Origin of the sequence: Bradyrhizobium sp. 1200_D9_N1_1 (assembly GCF_052075915.1) — a bacterium.
Lineage (GTDB): Bacteria > Pseudomonadota > Alphaproteobacteria > Rhizobiales > Xanthobacteraceae > Bradyrhizobium > Bradyrhizobium diazoefficiens.
In genome coordinates, this window is the sequence record NZ_CP197226.1 from 8,090,451 (window position 1) to 8,110,535 (window position 20,085).

Consider the following 20,085-nt stretch of genomic DNA (forward strand, 5'->3'; position numbering starts at 1 on the left):
GAACGCGATACGGCCAGAGCCCATAGGCTGTAAAGCGCGCGTCCGTGTGCTGTCGCTTTGCCCACCGGTGCCGGCCCAGAGGCTGAGAACTGGGGCGATCGGATGGAGGATGGTGCCGGCTGCGCGTAGATGGCTGGCGGCGGCAAAGTCGGTGAGCGCACGTACATGGAGCAGCAATCAACATTCAATAATTGTTTAAGATTCTCCAAGCCGCTGGAACGGGCGATCGCTTCTACCCTGCTTCGAAGGCTTCACTGGCAGCCTGCTCGGCCTGTTGACGGCCCTGCCCTCTGAGCCAACGAGCGCTTCTGGACGGGCCACATGAAAGCGACTTTGAATCGCGGTGGATGCCCTCGACGGCTGGAAGCCGATTCGGCCGGCTGGCGTATATGATCTATTAGAACCATCTCGGCGGCTCGCGCAACCAGGCGACCGCCAGGCACTTAACCGCCGCGGCACCGCTATACGGGATCATCCAGAGGTTCTTGCCGACCGAATGCGAAATCCATGCTTCGATACGACGAGCTAACTGCCGGCGCAAACTTGCGATGTTCGGCGAAGCTTGTCCGGTGTCAGCTAGCGGGTTGGGTTAGGTGAAGCAATAGACGTTGCAAGCACCCCGCGCGGGAAAACGGCGTTGATGGACAATGGCGGCAATACCCTTGCGTCTCGAGTTTAGCTGGAGGCTTGCTTTTTCTCTCGCACGCAGGCTTACGTCCTGTGGCTCTCGAACGTGTGCGGCGCAATGTGGCACTCGGGCCGATCTTGAGACGTATAAACGCTGTGATCGTATGAACTTGTAGCAGCGCGGCTCGAGATAGACGACCAGAGACATGCTCCAGATGGCACCGTCCCTAGTACCCGGAATCAGAGCTGAGTGATACGGCGGCCTTTGAAACGGCGTTGACGGACCTTTTTCTTGGTCCAGACGAAGGGCTCGGCTCTGTCGTTGTATGCGTTGACGTAGGCATCGATGTGTTCCTGAAGCTGCTTGAGGCTCGTGAAGGAGGTGCCGCTGAGCGACTGCCCCTGCAAGATGGAAAACCATACTTCGACCTGATTGAGCCATGACGCACTTGTCGGCGTGAAATGAAATTGCACGTTGGGGTGGGCCTTGAGCCAGTCCTCGTTCTTTTTATGGGTGTTGAGGTTGTCGAGGATGACGTGAAGCTTGCGGTTCGGAAAAGTCGCGGTGACGCTGTTCATGAAATCGAGAAACTCGACGCGGCGCCGGCGTTTTGAATGGGTCGCGATGATCTTTCCGGTGGCGACTTCGAGCGCCGCAAACAATGTTGTGGTGCCATGCCGCTTGTAATCGTGGCTTTGGCCGGTTAAGGCGCGGCCATTGGGCAACTTCAGATAACCCTGCGCTCGCTCCAAAGCCTGGATCGAGGGCTTCTCGTCCACGCACAGCACAATGGCCTTCGCCGGCGGCGCGACATAGAGGCCGACAACATCGGCGGCTTTGGCCGTAAAGTTCGGGTCGTTGCTCTCGCACCAGGACTTGCGAGCCACCAGGTCAATCTTGTGGCTGCGCAGGAACCGCCAGACATATTGGACATCGACATCGCCCAGCGCCTCGGCCAGCAGGGGGCCGGTCCAGCGCGCAAACCCTTGCGGTGGCGGCTTATCCAGCAGCTTCAGAATCCGCTTGTCGGTCGTCTTCGTATAGATCGGCTGCTTGCCAGGCCGCGGCTTGTCTTGCAGCCCTTCAAGGCCATGGTCGGCATAGCGATGCCGCCAAAGGCTGACAATCCGCGGCTGGACCCCAACTTCCTTGGCGATCGACCGGGTGCTGCGCCCATCCGCCGCCAACAGAACTATCCGCGCCCGCTTCAAATCGCGCTGCAACGTCACCGGTGAGCGACAGCACGCCTCAAGCACCTTGCGATCTTTCCTCGAAAGGTGGACTTCTCTTGCTTCGGGTATCATCCCGACCTTGAATCACGACTCACGTTCCAAGAAAAGTGGGTACTAGTTGACGATCAGCACTACCGGCTTGTCAACCGAGTGGCAGGGTCCCCTAGCCAAGGTGGTACAAGTCGACGTCCTCGAGGGTGTAGGCGCTGAAGCTCCCGAAATGGGCGAACAAGTTGTTGCGCTTGGCGCCGCAGCTGATCCGGTGATCCGGTCGGCGAGGCCGCGGCCCAGAGGCTATCGGGCGAGCGCATCGGCGCCTCGCGGAAGATGCGAGCATCGATTGAGCGCCAGCCTGCAGATCGCAGCGTCAGGACAGGACGACCTAGTCACGTGAATCTAATGTTCGCCACATAAAGTCTGCTGGGTTTTGTGGCAGAAGCGTTTGACGGAAGCCAAAATCTGGTCTGCGGACTTGGTCCATTTGAAGGGCTTCGGGTTTTGGTTGTGCAGGTGGATGAAGGTGCAGATGTCGGCCTCGAGTTGCCCGACGGAGGTGTCGTCTAATCGCTGCTGGGACGTCAAGCATTTAGTTTCGTCAAGAGACGCTGCCGGGTGCGTGGTTGTCTTCGCGGTCGACATTGGTCGCCGCATGATGGAGCTTCGCGGACGAGCCTTCAATGTGGACGACGCACTTTGCTGAGTCAGCAGTGCAACCCCATCAGCGGAATGGCTCGGCTCACGTCCTGGCAGGGATACCTTAGGCGTTCAGGTTCTGAACGCTATCCGAGCTTATGCGGCAGCTCCGGCATTCGGATTGAACAGCTCGCCGGTCTTAAGCATCGTATGCTTATCACCGCCAGTTTCCGTGCCACAGCCACGGCGGCTCTTTTGAAGCCGATCCTCTCCCGGAGATGCCGTCCCCACGTCCGCAGAGCGCTGTCGGTTGAGCTGCGCGTCAGAATGACCGCTGCCGCTTCATAGAGAAGCCCACGCAAATGGCGGTCGCCACGTCGGGATATATGGCCATCATAATCGACTTCTCCGGATTGGTAGCGGCGCGTTGTCAGGCCGATCCACGCGCCAACAGATCGGGATTTCCTAAAGTTGTCAGGCTCCTCAATAGCTGTGGCAAAAGAGGTTGCGGTGATCGCACCGATGCCCGGAATCGACATGAGGATGCGGCAGGCCTGACTCTCGCGCGCATCCCGAACCAACTGGCGACCGAGTTCGGCGGCGCGGATGCGAATGCCACGCCAGGCTTCCAGCATCGGAAGCACGATGGATGCAAGTCCGTCCTGATCAGCCAGAAGGTTCCGGACGTTCTCGAAGGTGCTTCCCTTTCCGGCGGGAACAAGCAGACCGAAGGTCTTCATGACGCCGCGGATCTGGTTCGAAAGCTCGGTGGTGATCCGGACCAGCCGCGTGCGCGCCGCGACAAGCGTGCGGGTCAGCATGCTGTTGAATCCCTTCACGCGCACCTCACGAAAGAACCCGACTTCCGCGAGCTGCGCCAGACCATCGGCGTCGTTCGCGTCCGTCTTGTTCGCCGCCATATCGAGCGCCGCTTTATCATGGCGCGCATCGACGCAGATCGCCGGCAATCCTTCGGTGCGCAAAGAATGATAGAACCATACCGACAGCGGTCCCGTCTCGAACACCACGCGTTTCACGGCCGGCGCCCGCTTGCGGATGAGCGCGGCGATGACACTGGGATCAGATGCACACTTGCCGCGCCAGATCCGTTCACCTGCTCGACGGATCGAGACCGCCGTCTCTTTCATCGACACATCGAGACCGATATACTCTTCCATGGCTGTTCTCCATTCGATGCTTGGGCCCGGCGTCCAGTCGTGAGCCCGTATTTCCATCCTATCGGGGAACAGCCACCCTCCAAGACTATTGATTGTCTTTAGGGCAACACGCTCCTGCGATTACCCCATGTGGACGCCCCCTCACGGCATCGCTGTGCCAAAGTGGTGTCGTTGACCATCACTTGAACGGAGGCGTCCATGTCGGAATTTAGCATAATCGCGTTGGATCTGGCGAAGAATGTGTTCCAGATGCACGGCGCGGATGCATCAGGAACCGTGCTTTTCCGCAAGAAGCTGCGCCGGGATCAGATCCTTAAATGTCTTGCCGCGCAGCCGACGTGCACGGTCGCAACGCGACTTTGCGGCATGGCTGGGGCTTACCCCGCTGCAGCGCTCCACCGGAGGCAAGCAGAAGCTCGGCAAGACGTCACGTATGGGCGAACGAACCCTGCGACGACTACTGATCATCGGCGCGAGCGCGGCCGTGCGCTGGGCAATGCGCAAAGACTCGACAGCGGATTCTTGGCTTGCGCGCATGCTTGCCCTCAAGCCGCCCATGCTGGTGATCGTCGCCCTCGCTAACAAGATGGCGCGCATCGTCTGGGCATTGATGGCGAGAGGCGGAACCTATCGGGCTCCGGCTGCGGCGAAGTAGTTCCGCGGCAGGGACCGTGAGTGTGAGAAGGTCAACCGGAGAGTATGGCGCACGGTCACGAGACAGGAATGGGAAAACCAGATCATGGATACGCGCCTCGAGCACGCGAAGTTGAATTGGACCCGTTCCGCGAACTCCCATACGGGCCAGCGGCATGTGGCAGCCGCAACAAAAGGCCGAACACATGTCAGCGCCCGACCACGCTCCGCACTCTTCGAAAGATTCTTCTTGCACCAACGGGGGCGTCTACACATGTCCATGACGATATGGACATCGAGGCCTTCAGGAACTTGAGCATCGATCTCTTTTAAAAACTTCAAGACTCGACTGCCCGGTGGCGCTTGTAGCATTTGCCGATGACGAACCCCGAGGCGACATCGAGCGCGGCAAACAGCGTGGTCGCACCATGCCGCACATAGCTGTGCGTACGACGCTCCGGTATGCCGGGCATCATTGGCAAGACCGGCTGCTCGCGATCGAGTGCCTGAATCTGGCTTTTCTCATCGATGCTGAGGACAAGGGCTCGGTTCGGCGGGGACAGGTAAAGCCGACGATGTCGCGTGCCTTGTCGACGAGCCGCGGATCGCTCGACAACTTGAATGTCTGGCTACGGTGCGGTTGCAAGCCGAACGCCGACCACATTCGGCGGATCGTGGTGCGGGAAAAGCCAGTTTCCGCAGCCATCGAGCGGATCAACCATTGCGTCGCCTCGGCCGGCGTCGTACGCAGCGTGCGATCGATCATGGCGGCAACCTGATCGTCGTTGATGGTGCGAGGGCGGCCAGGGCGTGCCTCGTCAAGCAAGCCATCACAGCGATCCTTCAAAAATCGGCGGCGCGACTTGCCAACGGTGTGTTCGTGGAGGCCGAGTTCGGCAGCCACAGACTTGCTTGGCAAGCCATCCGCCCACCGCAGGATCGCGCGGCATCGCTCAGGAAAGCAACCGCGCAGCACGATGACGACGAACTTGCCTCTCCAAGTACGCCCGCTCCTGCGGACTCAGCACCAACGGCGCGATCGGCCGGCCTTTCCCACCTGCATTCGCCACAAGCGCTCTCCTCTCTCGAGATTCAAGCTATCAACCAATGCGACGAACTTGCGTTCCGGATGACTAGGGTCTGTACCTAAATAGCGCCACGTGATTCTCTTGCCTACGTGTTGATTCGGGGGCGAGAGAATGCGCGCTGGTTTGTTTTGGCTGAACGACAGGCAATGGGCGCGTATCGAACCGCATCTGCCGAGGGGACTGACGGGGCCGGATCGGGACGACGACCGACGCATCGTCAGCGGCATCATTCACATGCTGCAATCGGGTGCACGATGGCGTGATTGTCCACGTGAATACGGCCCTTACACGACGATCTACAATCGCTTCAATCGCTGGGCCAAGCGAGGACGATGGTGCGCAATCTTCGAAGCGCTGGCCAAGCCTGGCGAAGACGGCGTCGTACTGTCGCTCGACTCGACCTCGATTAAAGCTCACCGGTGTGCCTCCGGCGGAAAAGGGGGGAGCACAATCAAGCAATCGGCCGCTCGCGCGGAGGCCGCACGACAAAAATCCATGCGCTGAGCGATCCGCTCTGCCGGCCGGTCGTCCTGCATCTGACTCCAGGCCAGGATGCCGATATCGCTGCGGCTCCCGATGTCCTGGCGCTCGCGCCACCCATGAGCGTGCTCCTCGCCGACAAAGGGTATGATGGCGACAAGCTTCGCGGCGCAATCATTCGTCGTGGCGCCAAGCCCGTAATCCCCAATAAATCTAACCGTGTCGTCATCCATCGCTTCAACAAACGCGCCTACAAAGGACGAAATGTCATCGAACGCTGCTTTTGCAGGCTCAAGGACTTCCGGCGCATCGCCACGCGATATGACAAGCTCGCCCGTAATTTTTTGGCCGCTGTTCATCTCGCCGCTCTCGTCGCATATTGGCTCAATTGAGTCTGGACCCTAGACTAGCCCCGCCGCATAGAGCGCTTTTGCGACTGACTCGAAATACTGCGAAGGCACCGGGTTGCCGAGCCTTGCCTTGCCGAGCAGCTGACGCGCCAGAACATTGTCCTCCACAATGTTGAGGCGAAGCGCGCGCGCCTCACCAAGCAGCTGTGAAGCAGCTTCACCCTCGCCACGGCAGACCAACACCGGCACACCGGTCTCGCCGCGAACATAGCGCAGACCAATCAACGTTGCCGGTCCCCGCAATATCAACGTGGCCCGGCTGATGCCGAGTGGAGCCTCGTTTGCCGACTCTTGCCGCAGCCGCCGGTGCTCGCGCTTCACCTGCGGATTGCCTTGCTGTTCCTTGTTCTCCCGCTTGGCCTCCGTTTCCGTCATGCGCATGTCCTGCATAAACAACCAACGCTGGATTAGAAGGTCAGCCAATCCGCCGACCAGAAAAGCTCCAGCGGCAATGCCAATCAGCAGTTTAACCTCGGTGAAGACGAAACCAAAACAGCCCATGCCGCAGACTGGCAGGTACACCAGCGCTTTCCAGCTCGCGGTCACGGTTAAAAAGAAGATCGCACCAAGCAAAACCACTTTAGCCAGGGTCTTGCCAAGCTCGATGGCCGAACGTTTCGAGACGATACGCTTCAAGCCTTTGATGGGATCGAGTTTCTCGAGCTTCGGCTTGAGCGGCTCCGAAGCAAACATAAAGCCGCCATTGGCCAGGACATTGGCCAGAAGAGCTGCTGTCACGGCAGCGGCGAGCAACGGAGCGACAGTGGCAATCGAAAGTTCTAGCAAGCCGCTGAGCGCTTGTGGCACCGCGCTTGTGAACGGCTGCTCCTGCAGTTTATCGACCAGCCGGACCGTCTCCTGCCACTTGTCCTCAATGGCACCCGCTCGCCACCACAGACAGCCGAAACCGGCACAGGCGCTGACGCCGCTCACTAGATCGGAGCTGCGCGCGCTCTGCCCCTTCTTGCGCGCATCGCGCAGCTTCTTGGGCGTCGGAGGAAGCTTTTTCTCCTCACTCGTAGAGCTCATTTCAACAGCTTCCTCAGATGATCGAGCATGTCGTTCGAGGTCAGGATTTCAGAACCGGCATATTCGAGCAGATAGACGGTGTAGCTGACCATAATGACCCCGAATGCAACATTCTTGATCATCGGAGAGAGATCGTTCATCTTGAGCTGAGATGCAAAACGGCCGAGCATCATGACCGAGATATCCACCAGCAACAGCAGGGCCAGAACCGGCCCGGCGACCAACAAGGTCGTCATCATGATACGATCGAGAAGGGCAAGACACTCCATTGCCCCTTGCACTGTCAAGGCAGGCAAAAACTGATAGACAGGCCACACTAGGTAGCTGCCATAAAGGCCGCTCACCATGGTCTGCAGCCCGCCGACCAGAACGAAGATCGTCACCGCCGTAACACCGAGAAAGAGCCCGGTTCCAGTCGCTTGGCTGTGCGTCGCGGGATCCTCCCCCGCAACTTGGCTTGAAATTCCTCGTTGGGTATCGATGATGTCGCCGACTGCCTGTATGCTCCATAGTGGAATACTGAGCAGGATGCCGAGCATCAGACCGACGAACACCTCCTTCACGCCAAGCATGGTAACGCTAACCAAGCGCGTGTTCGGGTCCAAGGCCTGCAGACCGAGCTTGATCTGAGCAAGGCAAGGCAGGCCAATCGCAATCGTCAGGCTTCCCCGAATGAGGCCGCTGATACGCGGCCGGGTGAAGACAGGAAGCACCAGCATGATGCCTAGGGCGCGGGCCGCACTCAGGCCGGTTGCGGCGACGAATTCGATCGAGCCCTGAACGAGAACTTGCGCCTCTGCGGGTGACAGGCCAGCCATCCAAGCTCTGCTAGTATCTTGCGGTGAGTGCCGGAAACTCGCTGAAGATGCGCTCGGCCTGGTCGATCAGCGGGGCGCTGAGAACCGGGGAAAAACCGGCGAGCACGGCGACGACAACCAGAAGCTTGACCGTCAGTGGCAGGGTTTGGTCCTGGAGCTGAGTTGCCGCCTGGATAAGGCCAATGATCAGTCCGGAGATCAGAGCTGCGAGCAACGGCGGCAGAACCCAGATCATGAAGAGCACGAGCGATTGACTGAGGTGCGTAAGGATGCTGGCTTCGTTCATGGTCAACCTCCTGGCGTGGTGTAGCTTAGTACTAGCCCGTGCATGAGACGTGACCAGCCGTCGATAGTGACGAACAGAAAGAGCTTGAAGGGGACAGATATCACTGTGGGGGATACCATCGACATACCCATGGCCATCAAAATCGTGGTGACAATCAGATCGATCGTGATGAAGGGAAGATAGAGAAGAAAACCGATTTCGAAGCCCCGCTTGAGTTCGGAAATCAAGAACGACGGCACAAGAATTGAGAAATCATCTGCCGTTACGCTGCCGCGCATCTCCTCCGACCAGACATGTTCGGTGGATGACAGGAAGAAGCGGCGCTGCTCTTCATTGGTGAATTTCTTCAAATGAACACGCAGCGGCTCCTGTCCCTCCTTGGCGGCCATCACCCAGTCATCGAAACTCTGGTAGCGAAGTTGCGGATCGGTAAGGCGGTTATAGGTCTGCTCGAAGACTGGAGCGCTGATGAAGACGGTCAGGATGAGTGCCGCTCCGTAAAGGACGATGTTCGGCGGTATCGATTGAGTTCCTAGCGCATTGCGCACGAGGAAGAGAACAACCGAGACCTTGATAAAGGCTGTAGTTGTGACGACAGCAAAGGCCAGGAGACCAAGGCCGACCGTTATTGCAAGAAGCGCCAGGATGCTGGGTTGAATTTCAGTCATTAAGCGCCAACCTGCCGCGTAACCTGACGGCGAGCTCCTCGCCGATCCGCACGATGTCGCCTCGGCCGATACGTTGGCCGTTCGCAACGATATCGACCGGCCCGTCAAGATGCCGGCCAAGTTCGAACACGTGGCCTTCGTTGATGGTTCGCAAGGTTCCCAACGGCATCGGCCAGCGGCCACATTCGAATACGAGTGTGATCTCGATGCTGTCGATATCCGCCTCTGACGGGGGCTGCTGTTGCATCTGGTTTTGGGGCATCACATCTTCACTTTTTAGAGGGTGGGATCGCAAGCGGAATGGTCCTCGCAGCACCAGCCTGTCGCCGCCAATCTCTGCAGGGGCCCACAATCGGTCTGCAACGAGAACAATTTGGCCTCGCGCGAGTGGAATTGTGTCCGGGAGCAGCGCATCGCCTTGCTCTGCTTGGCGAAGAACGCCGATCGCGACGCGGAGCGAGCCGATATGGCCTGCAACGATGACCGGGAGTTCGGAAAGCAGCCTGGCCGCCTGTCGCGGTAATCGGCCGAGCAGCTCGCCGAGGACGGTGAAAGCCGGAGGCACCGGACCGTCGAACGGAGAGAATAGAAGCAGCCGAGCCTTGCTGGCGAGCTCACCATAGGCGACGTCAAATTCAAGATAAGGCTGCGTACTCCGCGCTTCCTCGGTGCGAACAAGCTGCAGATTCCGCTGCGTCATTCTTTCCAGCGCAGCAAGCAAGGGTTCAAGCGCAAGTTCCAGGACCAGCGAACGCGCCGGCTCAGAAGGTAAGGTAAGCCCATTCTGCACGGTCCGAACCAGCGCTTCCGCAAGCTTACCCGGCAAGGACAGGATCAAGGTTTCACCTTCTACTTCGAAGACGCAGTCGAGCATCGGTGCCGCAGCCGGCTCCGCCTGCCAGACGGTCCGGCTCACGCGCACAGATAGCGGCTTCTCGCCGAGGAGGCCTTGTAGAGGCGCACGCAACGCTGTGATCTCGTTAAGCCACGAGGCCACTGCGTGCGACAGGATCAGCGACGGCATGAAGGCTGCGCGCTCAGCCGGCCGGTCCGAGGCCGGTGCGGCTTCCGCGCCGCAGGCCCCGAGCTCGCGCGTGAGAGGATCTGCAATCATGCTGGCTCACCTCCCGTCTGCCCTGACGGGCCGCGCCGGTAGCGGAGCAAGACTTCATCATCAGCTTCGATTTCGGCGGCGGCTTCGAAATGAGCACTCGTGGTGCGCCGAACGTCTTGATCAATCTCACGCCATTTCTGGCTCGCCGCTGAACGCCTGGCCCAAACGGCCCTCGCCTCAAGAACCGCAGTCTCAGCTTGCGCCTGAGCAGCACGGGCATTTTCAAGAACCTGCTGCGCCGCTGCAATCTCGTCTGTGAGCCGGCCGATGATGAGATGATAGCGCCGCTGCAGCTCGCAAACAGACATCGCATCGGCTGCTAGCATCTCCCGATAGAGCTCTGCCTCGAGCTTTGCCCGGCGCTCTTCGGCATGTGTAAGATGCTCGAAAGCTCGTTGGACAGCTTGGATCGCAAGGTGGCGCTTGGCTTCCATGTTAGACAATTCACGAATGGCGCTTCGCTCCCGCATGTCCTTTACGAGCCGCAGCTTCGAGGCGTGAACGGGACTTAGGCGGTCAGACGCGATATCCATGCGATCGTCTCCTCAAAGCTGCACGCCTCACCCTGCCCCTGGCGCAGAAAGGCCCGCAGTTGCTCGATCGAGGCGATCGCCCGATCGGTCAGCGGATCAGAGCCTTGTTTGTATTCACCGACCTTGATCAGGAACTCGGCCTCAGCGTACCGTGACAGCAGATCACGGAAAAAGGATGCCGCCTTGCGATGCGGCACGGACACGATCGCATCCATGACGCGGCTGCGGCTCGACAACACGTCGATCGCCGGAAAATGCTCCCGGGAGGCCAACGCGCGGGAGAGAATAATGTGGCCATCGAGGATGCCGCGTGATTCTTCCGCTATCGGATCACCCGTGCCGTCACCTTCGACAAGCACAGTATAGAAGGCCGTAATGGAGCCATGCTCGCCCATGCCGGCGCGCTCCAACAAGCCCGGCAACAGTGCAAAAACGGATGGCGGAAATCCGCGCCGGGTCGGCGGTTCTCCTGCGGCAAGTCCGATTTCACGCATGGCGCGGCTAAAGCGCGTCAAAGAATCCATCATCAGAACGACGCGAAGGCCCTGATCACGAAAATATTCGGCTAGCGCTGTCGCCATGTGGGCGCATTGGGCCCGCTCCATCGCCGAACGGTCGGAAGTCTCCACCACAACGACGGAACGGTGAAGGGCTTCGCCAAGATGACGTTCGATGAATTCACGCACCTCTCGACCGCGCTCGCCGATCAGCGCAACGATAGTGACGTCGGCCGCTGCGCCTCTTACGATTTGCGACATCAGCGTCGACTTGCCGCAACCGGCATCACCATAAATTCCGATCCGCTGACCTTCTCCGCATGTGAGAAGACCATCCAGGACACGGACGCCGAGCGGGAACGGCTGTTCAATCGCGCGCCGTTTCATCGGATTAGGCGCCCTGCCGCGCAGCGGTCTGGCTTCGCCGGCTTTTATAGGGCCCTTGCCGTCGAGCGGCCGGCCAAAACTGTCGATCACGCGGCCGAGCAAATCGGGGCCGGCAGCCACTTCCTGCATTCGCCCGGTCGTCACCACCTCTGCGCGATTGGACAGCCCCACCATGTCCCCGATGGGCGTGAGTAACACCCCATCCGGCAACAGACCGATTACCTCGGCCTCGAGCGACCATCCGCTGCGAGGATCCTGCAATAAGCACAGTTCTCCGACCCTGGCCTCCGGCAAGACGGCGTGCAGCAGCGTGCCCACGGCCCGCGTGATCCGGCCGCGGACAGCGCGTGTATCGATGTGCTTGGCGGAAGATCTTAAGGATGAGAGTGCGGCCTTTACGGTTCCTTCTGCGGCCGCGGCATGATGGGTCGGTCGTTGCACGGTCACGATTCAGCTTCCTCCGTCAAGCCAAAGCCGAGGCGCAGCGCGCGCAGCTGCGCGGCAAGCCCAAGATCGACGTTGCCGAACTCGCTCCATAAAACACATTGGTCCGCGCTCAGCGCCGGATCCGCCTCAATCCTGAGCTTCGGCCGGCCCTCAAGTCCGTCATAATCCTTGAACTCACTGGCTAGCAGGTCGGCTTTCAGTGGGGATACGTGAAGGCAGACCTCCGTGTTTTTATATCTTTGCTCGATGGCATGACGAACGCACTGGACCAGCATCTTGCCCGAATCAAATGCGCCAAGCAGATCGCGAACGATCTCAAAGACCAGTTGCGGCAATTCCCGCTCCAGAACCGCCTTGCGTTGGGCCAGTTCACAAGTCGCCTGCGCAATCAGCCGGGCCATTTCCTCTGCGCCAGCCTTTGCACCCTCGGCGCGGCCCTGCGCACGTTCCCGCTCATAAGCCAGGCGTGCCCACCCTCGAACCCGCTGCAGATGCCGCTCGGCAGCGGCCAGCGCCTGTATGGCATCGTGCCAGATCTCAAGCTGCGCAGCTGGGATCAGCGGTCCAAGAGCCCGAATCTTCGGGGCCGCGGGTGGTGCGAGGGCATCGGCCGTCATGCCCCAGCATCCTCAGTGCGCAAATGAGCCATGACGAGGGAAAGCAGCGGGCCTGCTGCGCTACGGTGCTCGGCAGTTGAGCTCTCGGCGGCCGTCCCAGCGGGCAAGCGTAGAAGCACGCGGATACGAGCAAGCGATGAAGTCTCTTCGAGCCAAGCGCCGAGACAAGCATGCCCGTCATATTCGATCTGTCGGGACAATTGCTCTGGATCGGCGATCGGGGCCGTTGCGACGGCGCAGGATAAATGCCGGACTGCGAAAGCATGCGCCTCGGCACCGATCAACTCCACCAACACAGGCAGATCGTGCCTGGAGAACAGCTTGAGGATGGAGCGTGCATGCCAAATGCCGCCCGCGAGCAGCGCAGCCCGCCGCGGATCATGCCCCAGGAGAGCATCTTCGCTCCAGTCGCCGCAGCTCACCTCCCCCTTGCTGCCCAAAAGCAGTTCGGCGAGCCTTGGCTGTAGCCTGGCACTCTGCTGTAGCCGAGCCAAAGTGGAAGGTGAAAGCAGCGGGTCAAGAAGCCCGGCGAAACGACCGGGATCGGCCGAGGCAGCAAGCTCGCGCAGCCGATCGGCTGCGAGCGTGAACGAGCGATTGGTTTTTGTGGCTGTGGTTGACATTGATGGCGGCATGAGCGTCCAGACTATGACGCATCAGCAATCATCTTGCCCGCCGCTTGGTCAGCAGACAGGCGCGAGCCCCTACCGAACACGCTCAGCTTACGCGATGATTTTCCAAACTGACGCATGCGCGGGCCCAGCAATACGCAAGCGACGATGCCGAATACCGCTCCGGCGCTTCCTACAGCAAGCGCAAGTAACGGCGATGAGCCGGCTCTTGCTGACTGAGCCACAGGGACTCCCGGACCGGCAGACTGCTCGACTGGAGCGCGCTCGACCGGCACGAAGACAACGGCGACCTTGTCATAGGACAGCCCTTCAATGCTGTTTGCGACGAGCATCTTGATCTGCGGCAATAGTGCCGAAAGCCTCGCGCTGGAGCCATGTCGAATGAAGACCGATGCCGAGGATGGGGTCGCACCTTGCCGCAACAAGTCGTTCTTCGGCAGAACGACGTGAACGCGTGCTGAAAGGACGCCATCTATATCGCTGATCGTGCGCGACAATTCTTCGCTTAGAGCATAAACGTATCGTGCCCGCTCCTCGATCGGCGAGGCAACGAGGCCCGATCCCTTGAACACCTCGCCGAGATTCTTGAAGGATTGGCGCGGCAGCCCCTCAACATTGAGCAGGTCAATCGAATAAGCGAGCTGCTTTTCCTCGACCTGGATTGTGCTGGTTCCGTCCTTGGCGACAACACGGACAGCATCAACGCCCTTGCCAAGGAGAAGCGCGAGCATCTCATTAGCCTCGCGCTCCTGAATTTTGGTGTAGAGATCGGTCTTACAGCCGATCAGCGAGAGGAGAAGGGGCATAGCAAGAAACACGCGAAGCCGTCGCCACGATTGACGGCCGCCGGAGCTCCCCCTCTTCATATCGCCAGTCATCAGCTTACTCAGCCGGCCGATAGCAGCTTGTTTAGCGACGAGCTGACGGCGCTGGTGCCCTTGGAGACGAGGGAAACCTGAACAACGTCTTTGTAGACGTCTCGCAGATTCGTCATCATCGATTCGAAATCAGCTCCAACCGGCTTAACAGCCGCATTGGCTCCGGCGTTATCCGCCGGCAAAAGTGGCTGCGCAGCCGGCCCAGGCTGCACCCCATTTACGACAGCCGGCGCAATCGCCGGAGAAACGGCTCGACCCTGGTAGATGCCGGAAAGGGTTTGGAGGATTCGGTCGCCCGGCGGACTTGCCAGCACATTCGTGCGCTGGACCTCCAATATCGGAGGAGTCGCTGCGGGTGGATTCGCGGTCGGGAAAGCAGACCCCTGATTGGGAGCTACTTGCGCCAGGGACTGCTCGAAACGCGCCTGCTCGCCAGCAGCTGCCGGAGAGCAGGCACCGGAAAGACAACCGGCTGAACTGGGAGGGATCGGCGTTGCGCCTAACAACATGGAGTGTGTCATTGTGCTGGTTTGATGACCTAAGCTTTAGCCGATGAACCGATCAAGTTCATAGGCTGCCGAGCTGACGAAAACCTGACGGAGATCAGGTTGACTTGGTCATCTAATGATCACGTTTGGCTTCCAAGCTGCGGCGAAACTCTAACTTCATAATGAGCGGAAGGCGTCAAGGAATGCTCGCGCGGTCCACGGTGGTACATATCTTAAAAAGAATTTTTTGTGCCGGTGTTCTCATCTGTGTCGGAATTTTGCGCACGTCTGCTGCATCCCTTTCGCTGCCGCCCGCCCCTTATAGCTACACCGTTCTCGATCAGGATCTTGCTGCGGCGCTGCAGGAGTTCGGAAACAATCTCAATATCAGGGTCAATGTCAGCGCCGACGTCAGGGGCCGGATTCGTGGACGAATGCCGGACCTGCCGCCACGAGAATTCCTTGACCGTTTGACTGCTTTGTACAATCTCCAGTGGTACTATGACGGACTTGTCCTTTACATCTCCGCCGCCCAAGAGGCGCAAAGCCGGCTCATTGTATTGAACCCAATCAGCTTCGATGCGCTCAAGGCCGCGCTCGACGCGCTCAACATCTCGGATGAGCGCTATATCGTGAAACCTGCCCCGGGAGAGGGCCTCATCCTTGCTTCTGGCCCACCCAGATTTGTTGCGCTGGTGGACCAGACCCTCAAGGGCCTTGTGGCGGAAGCGCAGGCCCGGCGCAGTCCCGCCGCCGAGAGGTCACAACACGAGTCGGTTTTGATGTTGTTTCGCGGCTCCTCGAGCACGGTCTTCCGGGACGGGCGGCCGGAAGCTTCTCCCGAAACGCCGCTTCATGGGGGCGCTGTGCGCGAAGCCGGTCCAGGCCAGAAGTGATGGTCGAAGATGCAAGACCGCTCCGACTGAAGTCGCATCCGATCGTCAGCTTTTCGAAAGCTAAAGCCCCCAGCATGAGCCTGCGAGGTCTTGACGGCTGCCCTGCTTGAGGCAGCCCGATAGATGGATAAGAGACCGGATGCTCGAGGGAAATTGGGTAGCGCTGCCTTCACGCAGTGCGAGGCATTAAAGATCAATGTGGGCCTCCGCACGCGCGCTTCCGAGCTAGCTGAGGCTTCGCATAGCTCAATGCGCGTCATCAGTTGGAAGGAGAGACAGGGTGGATTTCAATGCAGTCGCCCCGGCGAATACGAGCCCGGAGCCCGACACAGCACGGACGGCTACAGATGCAACCGAGTTCGAGCGGCAGCTCAGCGGTTCAGAGGCTCCCGCTTCGGCGCAGGGAGTCGCCCATCCAGTGCTGCAGGGCGAGGCTTATTCACCCTATCTCGACGCGGGCCATCCCTACTCTCCATACTTGGAGACAGGACACCTCTATCCGCCTTACCCAGATTTAGCGCATCCCCTTGGGCCAGACTCGGGTTGGCAGGATAATCTATATGCCGCGCCTGCGGCCGTCGCTGCGCCAGAGCCGGACAACGGCCAGCAGCATCTCTCGCCGCAGGCCATAGCTCAGGCGATCGAGGAACATCCCGGCTTCGATCAAGATGTGATATGGCAGACTCTGGATGTCGGCCCATCGGAAGCCGAGCCACGGCACGGTGAGCCTCAAGCGGGGACATCGCATGCAGGACCATCGCGCACCGCCCCTTTTTCAGGATGAGCCGCCGCACGCCGGCCCCTCGCATGCCCGGCCATTGCAGGCGGGACCGCCCCAACCTGGGTCTTCTGAAGCTCCGCCAGAAAGGACCGCGAGGCGATCCATGTCGTCGAGATGAAGGTAAGCGCGTTGCGGATCAGGATAGTCTGGGTATGACCGGCCCCCCTAAATACCTTCAACATACCGGTTGTTAGAACCAGCACAGTTCTTCGCACAAACCTCCAAACACCGGACCACCTGAGATCACTCGGGGCACGAATCGCGGCATCAATCCGGCCTCACTCTTCGTCAGCTTCTTGCAAGCTGCCCCTGCTAGCACGAAAGGAATAGGTCATCTCGCGGCACCGCCGCTATCTGAGTTTTATGACATGGACACAGGCGCAGCCGATATCGCAGCAACGGCGCCAGACGCTGGCACAAACACCGATAACGCCGCGAACGGCGGCGACAACTCGCACGCAGCATTGTTGCAGCGGGCCTTCGAAAAAGCTCTGGTTGCCGTCGCTACCCAGGTCATAAGCGATACCCAGTCAGACATGGATGACGCTATGAGCGAGCTAGATGATGGCTGAAGGCCGGATTATCAGACGCGCACAGGGAGGACCTGACGGACGGCAAGCCGAACCGAAAACGATCGGGTGAAGCAGGCGGACTTGGCAACAGCAGCCGCTAGACCGTCTTAGGTGATCCTCCAGGCAGGCGGTGCGGCCGTTCTGCAGGACCTCGCAACTTTCGGAAGACGCCGCAGCGACTTGCTCATGCCGCCGTGTCACATATTCTTCGATGAGGGTTCATCAGGAGCGCTCTTTAGCCAGGGCACCAGACGTTCTAAGCGAGCCCGAGCGCTCCCCGCCGATGAACTTCGTCATCTATTATCCTCGATTGGTTCTGCAGCCGCCCGCGAGATCGTGCGCTAGAGAGATCCTCCGAGATTTTCCGGAACATAGGCAGACTTGGCGCTCGCTGCGCCCATATCTGCAGAACTCCGGGGACCGCTACCCCTCAGCATCGAGGCATGTTGCTGCTGCCTGATCCTGAGTTATGGCGTATTTGTCGCTACGAATTGGCGCCAAAGCTCAGACTGCCCCTATCACGCTAAGAGCTAAGATCCTCATCGAGGCCGCCGCACCTAGTACCCGGAATCAGAGCTGAGTGATACGGCGGCCTTTGAAACGGCGTTGACGGACCTTTTTCTTGGTCCAGACGAAGGGCTCGGCTCTGTCGTTGTATGCGTTGACGTAGGCATCGATGTGTTCCTGAAGCTGCTTGAGGCTCGTGAAGGAGGTGCCGCTGAGCGACTGCCCCTGCAAGATGGAAAACCATACTTCGACCTGATTGAGCCATGACGCACTTGTCGGCGTGAAATGAAATTGCACGTTGGGGTGGGCCTTGAGCCAGTCCTCGTTCTTTTTATGGGTGTTGAGGTTGTCGAGGATGACGTGAAGCTTGCGGTTCGGAAAAGTCGCGGTGACGCTGTTCATGAAATCGAGAAACTCGACGCGGCGCCGGCGTTTTGAATGGGTCGCGATGATCTTTCCGGTGGCGACTTCGAGCGCCGCAAACAATGTTGTGGTGCCATGCCGCTTGTAATCGTGGCTTTGGCCGGTCAAGGCGCGGCCACTGGGCAACTTCAGATAACCCTGCGCTCGCTCCAAAGCCTGGATCGAGGGCTTCTCGTCCACGCACAGCACAATGGCCTTCGCCGGCGGCGCGACATAGAGGCCGACAACATCGGCGGCTTTGGCCGTAAAGTTCGGGTCGTTGCTCTCGCACCAGGACTTGCGAGCCACCAGGTCAATCTTGTGGCTGCGCAGGAACCGCCAGACATATTGGACATCGACATCGCCCAGCGCCTCGGCCAGCAGGGGGCCGGTCCAGCGCGCAAACCCTTGCGGTGGCGGCTTATCCAGCAGCTTCAGAATCCGCTTGTCGGTCGTCTTCGTATAGATCGGCTGCTTGCCAGGCCGCGGCTTGTCTTGCAGCCCTTCAAGGCCATGGTCGGCATAGCGATGCCGCCAAAGGCTGACAATCCGCGGCTGGACCCCAACTTCCTTGGCGATCGACCGGGTGCTGCGCCCATCCGCCGCCAACAGAACTATCCGCGCCCGCTTCAAATCGCGCTGCAACGTCACCGGTGAGCGACAGCACGCCTCAAGCACCTTGCGATCTTTCCTCGAAAGGTGGACTTCTCTTGCTTCGGGTATCATCCCGACCTTGAATCGTCGTCCGTTAAGAAGCCGGATTGATCGAGGCTGGCCGGGCGAGCGTGCGCCATAGCTGGGCCAGGAACAGGCACAAGAGATATCTCAGCCAGGCGAGGATGCGGCGGAAGTTGTGTCCGACGGCTGAGAGGACGACGTTGGCGGCATCGCCGGCGCGGCCTTTGAGGTAGCAGCGCCCGAGGTGGCCTTCCGCCTTCAGGTGTCCGATGATGGGCTCGATGGCGGAGCGGCGGCGCAGCTCGCGCTTGATGACACCGAAAACGCCGCGCTTCTGGCCGGAGATGAAGACGCGACGGGGATTTTGTGCGTCGTGGCCGCGGTATCCCTTGTCGACATAGGCCCGCTCGATCGGACAGCCGGTGAGTGTCTCGGTGCGGTCAATGACGTCCCGCAAGGTGTGACCGTCGTAGGGGTTGTCGGGCAGTGCGCTGGCGTGCAGCACGAACAGGCCACCGGGAGCCCGGCGGTTGTTGGTGACGATGGAGGCCTTCACGCCGAACTCGTAAGGCGCGCTGGCCTTGCCCTTGCCGATGCACTCCACTTCCGGGGCATGGAAGGAATAGAGCTTCCAGCCGCGCTGGCGCTGCTGCTGCGAGCGGATCTGCGTGGCCCGGCCGAGCGGGAGGGCGAACGCCTGCTCCAGTGCTGGCTGGCCTTCGATCTTGCGGCGGATGTCGCGGATGATCCGGCCCAGCCGGCTACGCAGGATACGCAACTGCCGCTGATGCCGCCTGAACTGTTTGGCATGGGCGTAGCGGCCGGCCATCATCGCGGCGGCCTTGGCGATGCGAGCATAGGATTGCCGCAGCCTGACGCCGTGCCTGATCGCCAGGCGGTTGAGCCCCTTGATGGCCGCATGCAGCAGCTTGGCATCGGTCGGAAAGGTGATGGCCTTCGGCTGCACCGTGGTGTCGACCGTAACCCGCTTGAGGTCCTGGCTGCGTAATGCACCGGCCTCGTGCGCTACCCGCAAGCTCTCGGCCAGCAGCAACTCCAGCTTGTCGCCAAGCCGCTTGCGCCAATGGCTCAGGTCCGAGCGCTCGTGCGGGAACGTGTGCTGAAAGAACTCTTCCCCGGTGAAGAACTGGAAGTATGGGTCATGGACCCAGCGCTCGCACACCTCCTCATCGGACAGCCCGTAAATGTGCTTGAGCAACAGCAGACCGATCATGAAGCGCGTCTCGATCCCGGGCCTGCCGTTCTCGCTGTAGAGCGGCGCGATCTCGCCGTCGATCCAGTCCCAATCGACCTTGCCGGCGAGCAGAACCAGCTCGTGCTTCATATTGATGATCTGGTCGAGCCGAGCCCGGAACAGATCGTTCGATCCCGTCGTCTTGTGCTTCTTCGGCCGCATCGTTCCCTCCGATGCAGACAAGGAATCATGCTTCCCGCTTCGAGGGAATCCACGAAAACCAAATCGCAAGGTTCTGACGCCCAAAGCATCAAAACCTTGCAATCTGGAAATGCCCCTTAGCCCAAATCGAGATTCCCGATCAGTGGCTTAGTCCTT

The 20,085-nt window shown here is 59.9% G+C and carries 18 protein-coding genes and 4 pseudogenes; 4 read left to right on the plus strand and 18 right to left on the minus strand.

Annotation, left to right across the window (positions count from 1 at the left end; all coding sequences use genetic code 11):
• Window positions 1-867: 867 nt before the first annotated feature.
• The 3 genes and pseudogenes from AB5K84_RS38215 to AB5K84_RS38225 all read right to left on the minus strand — a co-directional run bounded on the left by AB5K84_RS38215 (window position 868) and on the right by AB5K84_RS38225 (window position 3,671).
• The gene (locus AB5K84_RS38215; RefSeq protein ID WP_011084514.1) at window positions 868-1,932 is read right to left on the minus strand and encodes an IS630-like element ISRj1 family transposase; all 1,065 of its coding nucleotides are present in this window, start codon (window positions 1,930-1,932) and stop codon (window positions 868-870) included.
• A gap of 324 nt (window positions 1,933-2,256) precedes the next feature.
• Window positions 2,257-2,415, minus strand: a pseudogene (locus AB5K84_RS38220) (IS630 family transposase); the annotation flags it as partial.
• Window positions 2,416-2,649: 234 nt separating this feature from the next.
• A pseudogene (locus tag AB5K84_RS38225) lies at window positions 2,650-3,671 on the minus strand (IS110 family transposase).
• Window positions 3,672-3,996: 325 nt separating this feature from the next.
• On the opposite strand from AB5K84_RS38225, the pseudogene AB5K84_RS38230 reads away from it, so the two are divergent.
• A pseudogene (locus tag AB5K84_RS38230) lies at window positions 3,997-4,326 on the plus strand (transposase); the annotation flags it as partial.
• A gap of 254 nt (window positions 4,327-4,580) precedes the next feature.
• On the opposite strand, the pseudogene AB5K84_RS38235 reads toward AB5K84_RS38230, so the two are convergent.
• Window positions 4,581-5,374, minus strand: a pseudogene (locus AB5K84_RS38235) (IS630 family transposase); the annotation flags it as partial.
• Between the two features lie 129 nt (window positions 5,375-5,503).
• On the opposite strand from AB5K84_RS38235, the gene AB5K84_RS38240 reads away from it, so the two are divergent.
• Window positions 5,504-6,264 (plus strand): IS5-like element ISBj2 family transposase gene (locus tag AB5K84_RS38240; RefSeq protein WP_110115815.1). Its coding sequence is split into 2 segments (ribosomal slippage): window positions 5,504-5,843 and window positions 5,843-6,264, totalling 762 coding nucleotides; the frame shifts between segments, so codons are not numbered across the junction.
• 9 nt (window positions 6,265-6,273) lie between these two features.
• Here AB5K84_RS38240 and AB5K84_RS38245 read toward each other — a convergent pair.
• Genes AB5K84_RS38245 through AB5K84_RS38295 form a run of 11 tightly spaced genes read right to left on the minus strand, consistent with a single transcriptional unit; the run spans window position 6,274 to window position 14,697 of the window.
• A complete protein-coding gene (locus AB5K84_RS38245; RefSeq protein ID WP_011084630.1) occupies window positions 6,274-7,311 on the minus strand; it encodes an EscU/YscU/HrcU family type III secretion system export apparatus switch protein in 1,038 nt (345 codons plus the stop codon).
• Window positions 7,308-8,129, minus strand: a complete 822-nt coding sequence (sctT, locus tag AB5K84_RS38250; protein ID WP_011084629.1) for a type III secretion system export apparatus subunit SctT — start codon at window positions 8,127-8,129, stop codon at window positions 7,308-7,310. Before sctT ends, AB5K84_RS38245 begins: the two co-directional genes overlap by 4 nt.
• 10 nt (window positions 8,130-8,139) lie before the next feature.
• Window positions 8,140-8,415, minus strand: a complete 276-nt coding sequence (locus AB5K84_RS38255) for an EscS/YscS/HrcS family type III secretion system export apparatus protein (RefSeq protein WP_011084628.1) — start codon at window positions 8,413-8,415, stop codon at window positions 8,140-8,142.
• 2 nt (window positions 8,416-8,417) lie between these two features.
• On the minus strand, window positions 8,418-9,083 hold the full coding sequence (gene sctR / locus AB5K84_RS38260; RefSeq protein ID WP_011084627.1) for a type III secretion system export apparatus subunit SctR: 666 nt from the start codon (window positions 9,081-9,083) through the stop codon (window positions 8,418-8,420).
• Window positions 9,076-10,197 (minus strand): type III secretion system cytoplasmic ring protein SctQ, encoded by a 1,122-nt coding sequence (gene sctQ, locus AB5K84_RS38265; protein WP_011084626.1) that lies wholly within the window; start codon window positions 10,195-10,197, stop codon window positions 9,076-9,078. The genes sctR and sctQ overlap by 8 nt, the downstream gene beginning before the upstream one ends.
• Window positions 10,194-10,730: a hypothetical protein gene (locus AB5K84_RS38270; protein WP_011084625.1), complete on the minus strand. Its 537-nt coding sequence runs from the start codon at window positions 10,728-10,730 to the stop codon at window positions 10,194-10,196. Before AB5K84_RS38270 ends, sctQ begins: the two co-directional genes overlap by 4 nt.
• A complete protein-coding gene (gene sctN, locus AB5K84_RS38275; protein WP_011084624.1) occupies window positions 10,706-12,061 on the minus strand; it encodes a type III secretion system ATPase SctN in 1,356 nt (451 codons plus the stop codon). The genes AB5K84_RS38270 and sctN overlap by 25 nt, the downstream gene beginning before the upstream one ends.
• Window positions 12,058-12,678 carry a type III secretion system stator protein SctL gene (sctL, locus tag AB5K84_RS38280; RefSeq protein ID WP_011084623.1) on the minus strand — a complete coding sequence of 207 codons (621 nt, stop codon included), beginning with the start codon at window positions 12,676-12,678 and terminating at the stop codon, window positions 12,058-12,060. The genes sctN and sctL overlap by 4 nt, the downstream gene beginning before the upstream one ends.
• The gene (locus AB5K84_RS38285; RefSeq protein WP_011084622.1) at window positions 12,675-13,313 is read right to left on the minus strand and encodes a nodulation protein; all 639 of its coding nucleotides are present in this window, start codon (window positions 13,311-13,313) and stop codon (window positions 12,675-12,677) included. The genes sctL and AB5K84_RS38285 overlap by 4 nt, the downstream gene beginning before the upstream one ends.
• An 11-nt stretch (window positions 13,314-13,324) precedes the next feature.
• Window positions 13,325-14,188, minus strand: coding sequence for a type III secretion system inner membrane ring lipoprotein SctJ (gene sctJ, locus AB5K84_RS38290; protein WP_011084621.1), 864 nt, complete (start codon window positions 14,186-14,188; stop codon window positions 13,325-13,327).
• A gap of 8 nt (window positions 14,189-14,196) precedes the next feature.
• Window positions 14,197-14,697, minus strand: coding sequence for a nodulation protein NolB (locus tag AB5K84_RS38295; protein WP_026312858.1), 501 nt, complete (start codon window positions 14,695-14,697; stop codon window positions 14,197-14,199).
• A gap of 182 nt (window positions 14,698-14,879) precedes the next feature.
• On the opposite strand from AB5K84_RS38295, the gene AB5K84_RS38300 reads away from it, so the two are divergent.
• Window positions 14,880-15,572, plus strand: coding sequence for a secretin N-terminal domain-containing protein (locus AB5K84_RS38300; RefSeq protein WP_020608155.1), 693 nt, complete (start codon window positions 14,880-14,882; stop codon window positions 15,570-15,572).
• Between the two features lie 556 nt (window positions 15,573-16,128).
• Here the strand turns inward: AB5K84_RS38300 and AB5K84_RS38305 are convergent.
• Window positions 16,129-16,305, minus strand: a complete 177-nt coding sequence (locus AB5K84_RS38305; RefSeq protein WP_161966260.1) for a hypothetical protein — start codon at window positions 16,303-16,305, stop codon at window positions 16,129-16,131.
• Window positions 16,306-16,721: 416 nt separating this feature from the next.
• On the opposite strand from AB5K84_RS38305, the gene AB5K84_RS38310 reads away from it, so the two are divergent.
• Window positions 16,722-16,925 carry a hypothetical protein gene (locus tag AB5K84_RS38310; protein ID WP_011084616.1) on the plus strand — a complete coding sequence of 68 codons (204 nt, stop codon included), beginning with the start codon at window positions 16,722-16,724 and terminating at the stop codon, window positions 16,923-16,925.
• Window positions 16,926-17,495: 570 nt separating this feature from the next.
• Here the strand turns inward: AB5K84_RS38310 and AB5K84_RS38315 are convergent.
• Both AB5K84_RS38315 and AB5K84_RS38320 read right to left on the minus strand, forming a co-directional pair.
• Window positions 17,496-18,560, minus strand: coding sequence for an IS630-like element ISRj1 family transposase (locus AB5K84_RS38315; protein WP_183117478.1), 1,065 nt, complete (start codon window positions 18,558-18,560; stop codon window positions 17,496-17,498).
• Window positions 18,561-18,582: 22 nt separating this feature from the next.
• On the minus strand, window positions 18,583-19,929 hold the full coding sequence (locus AB5K84_RS38320) for an IS5-like element ISBj5_B family transposase (protein ID WP_011084757.1): 1,347 nt from the start codon (window positions 19,927-19,929) through the stop codon (window positions 18,583-18,585).
• Window positions 19,930-20,085 lie beyond the last annotated feature (156 nt).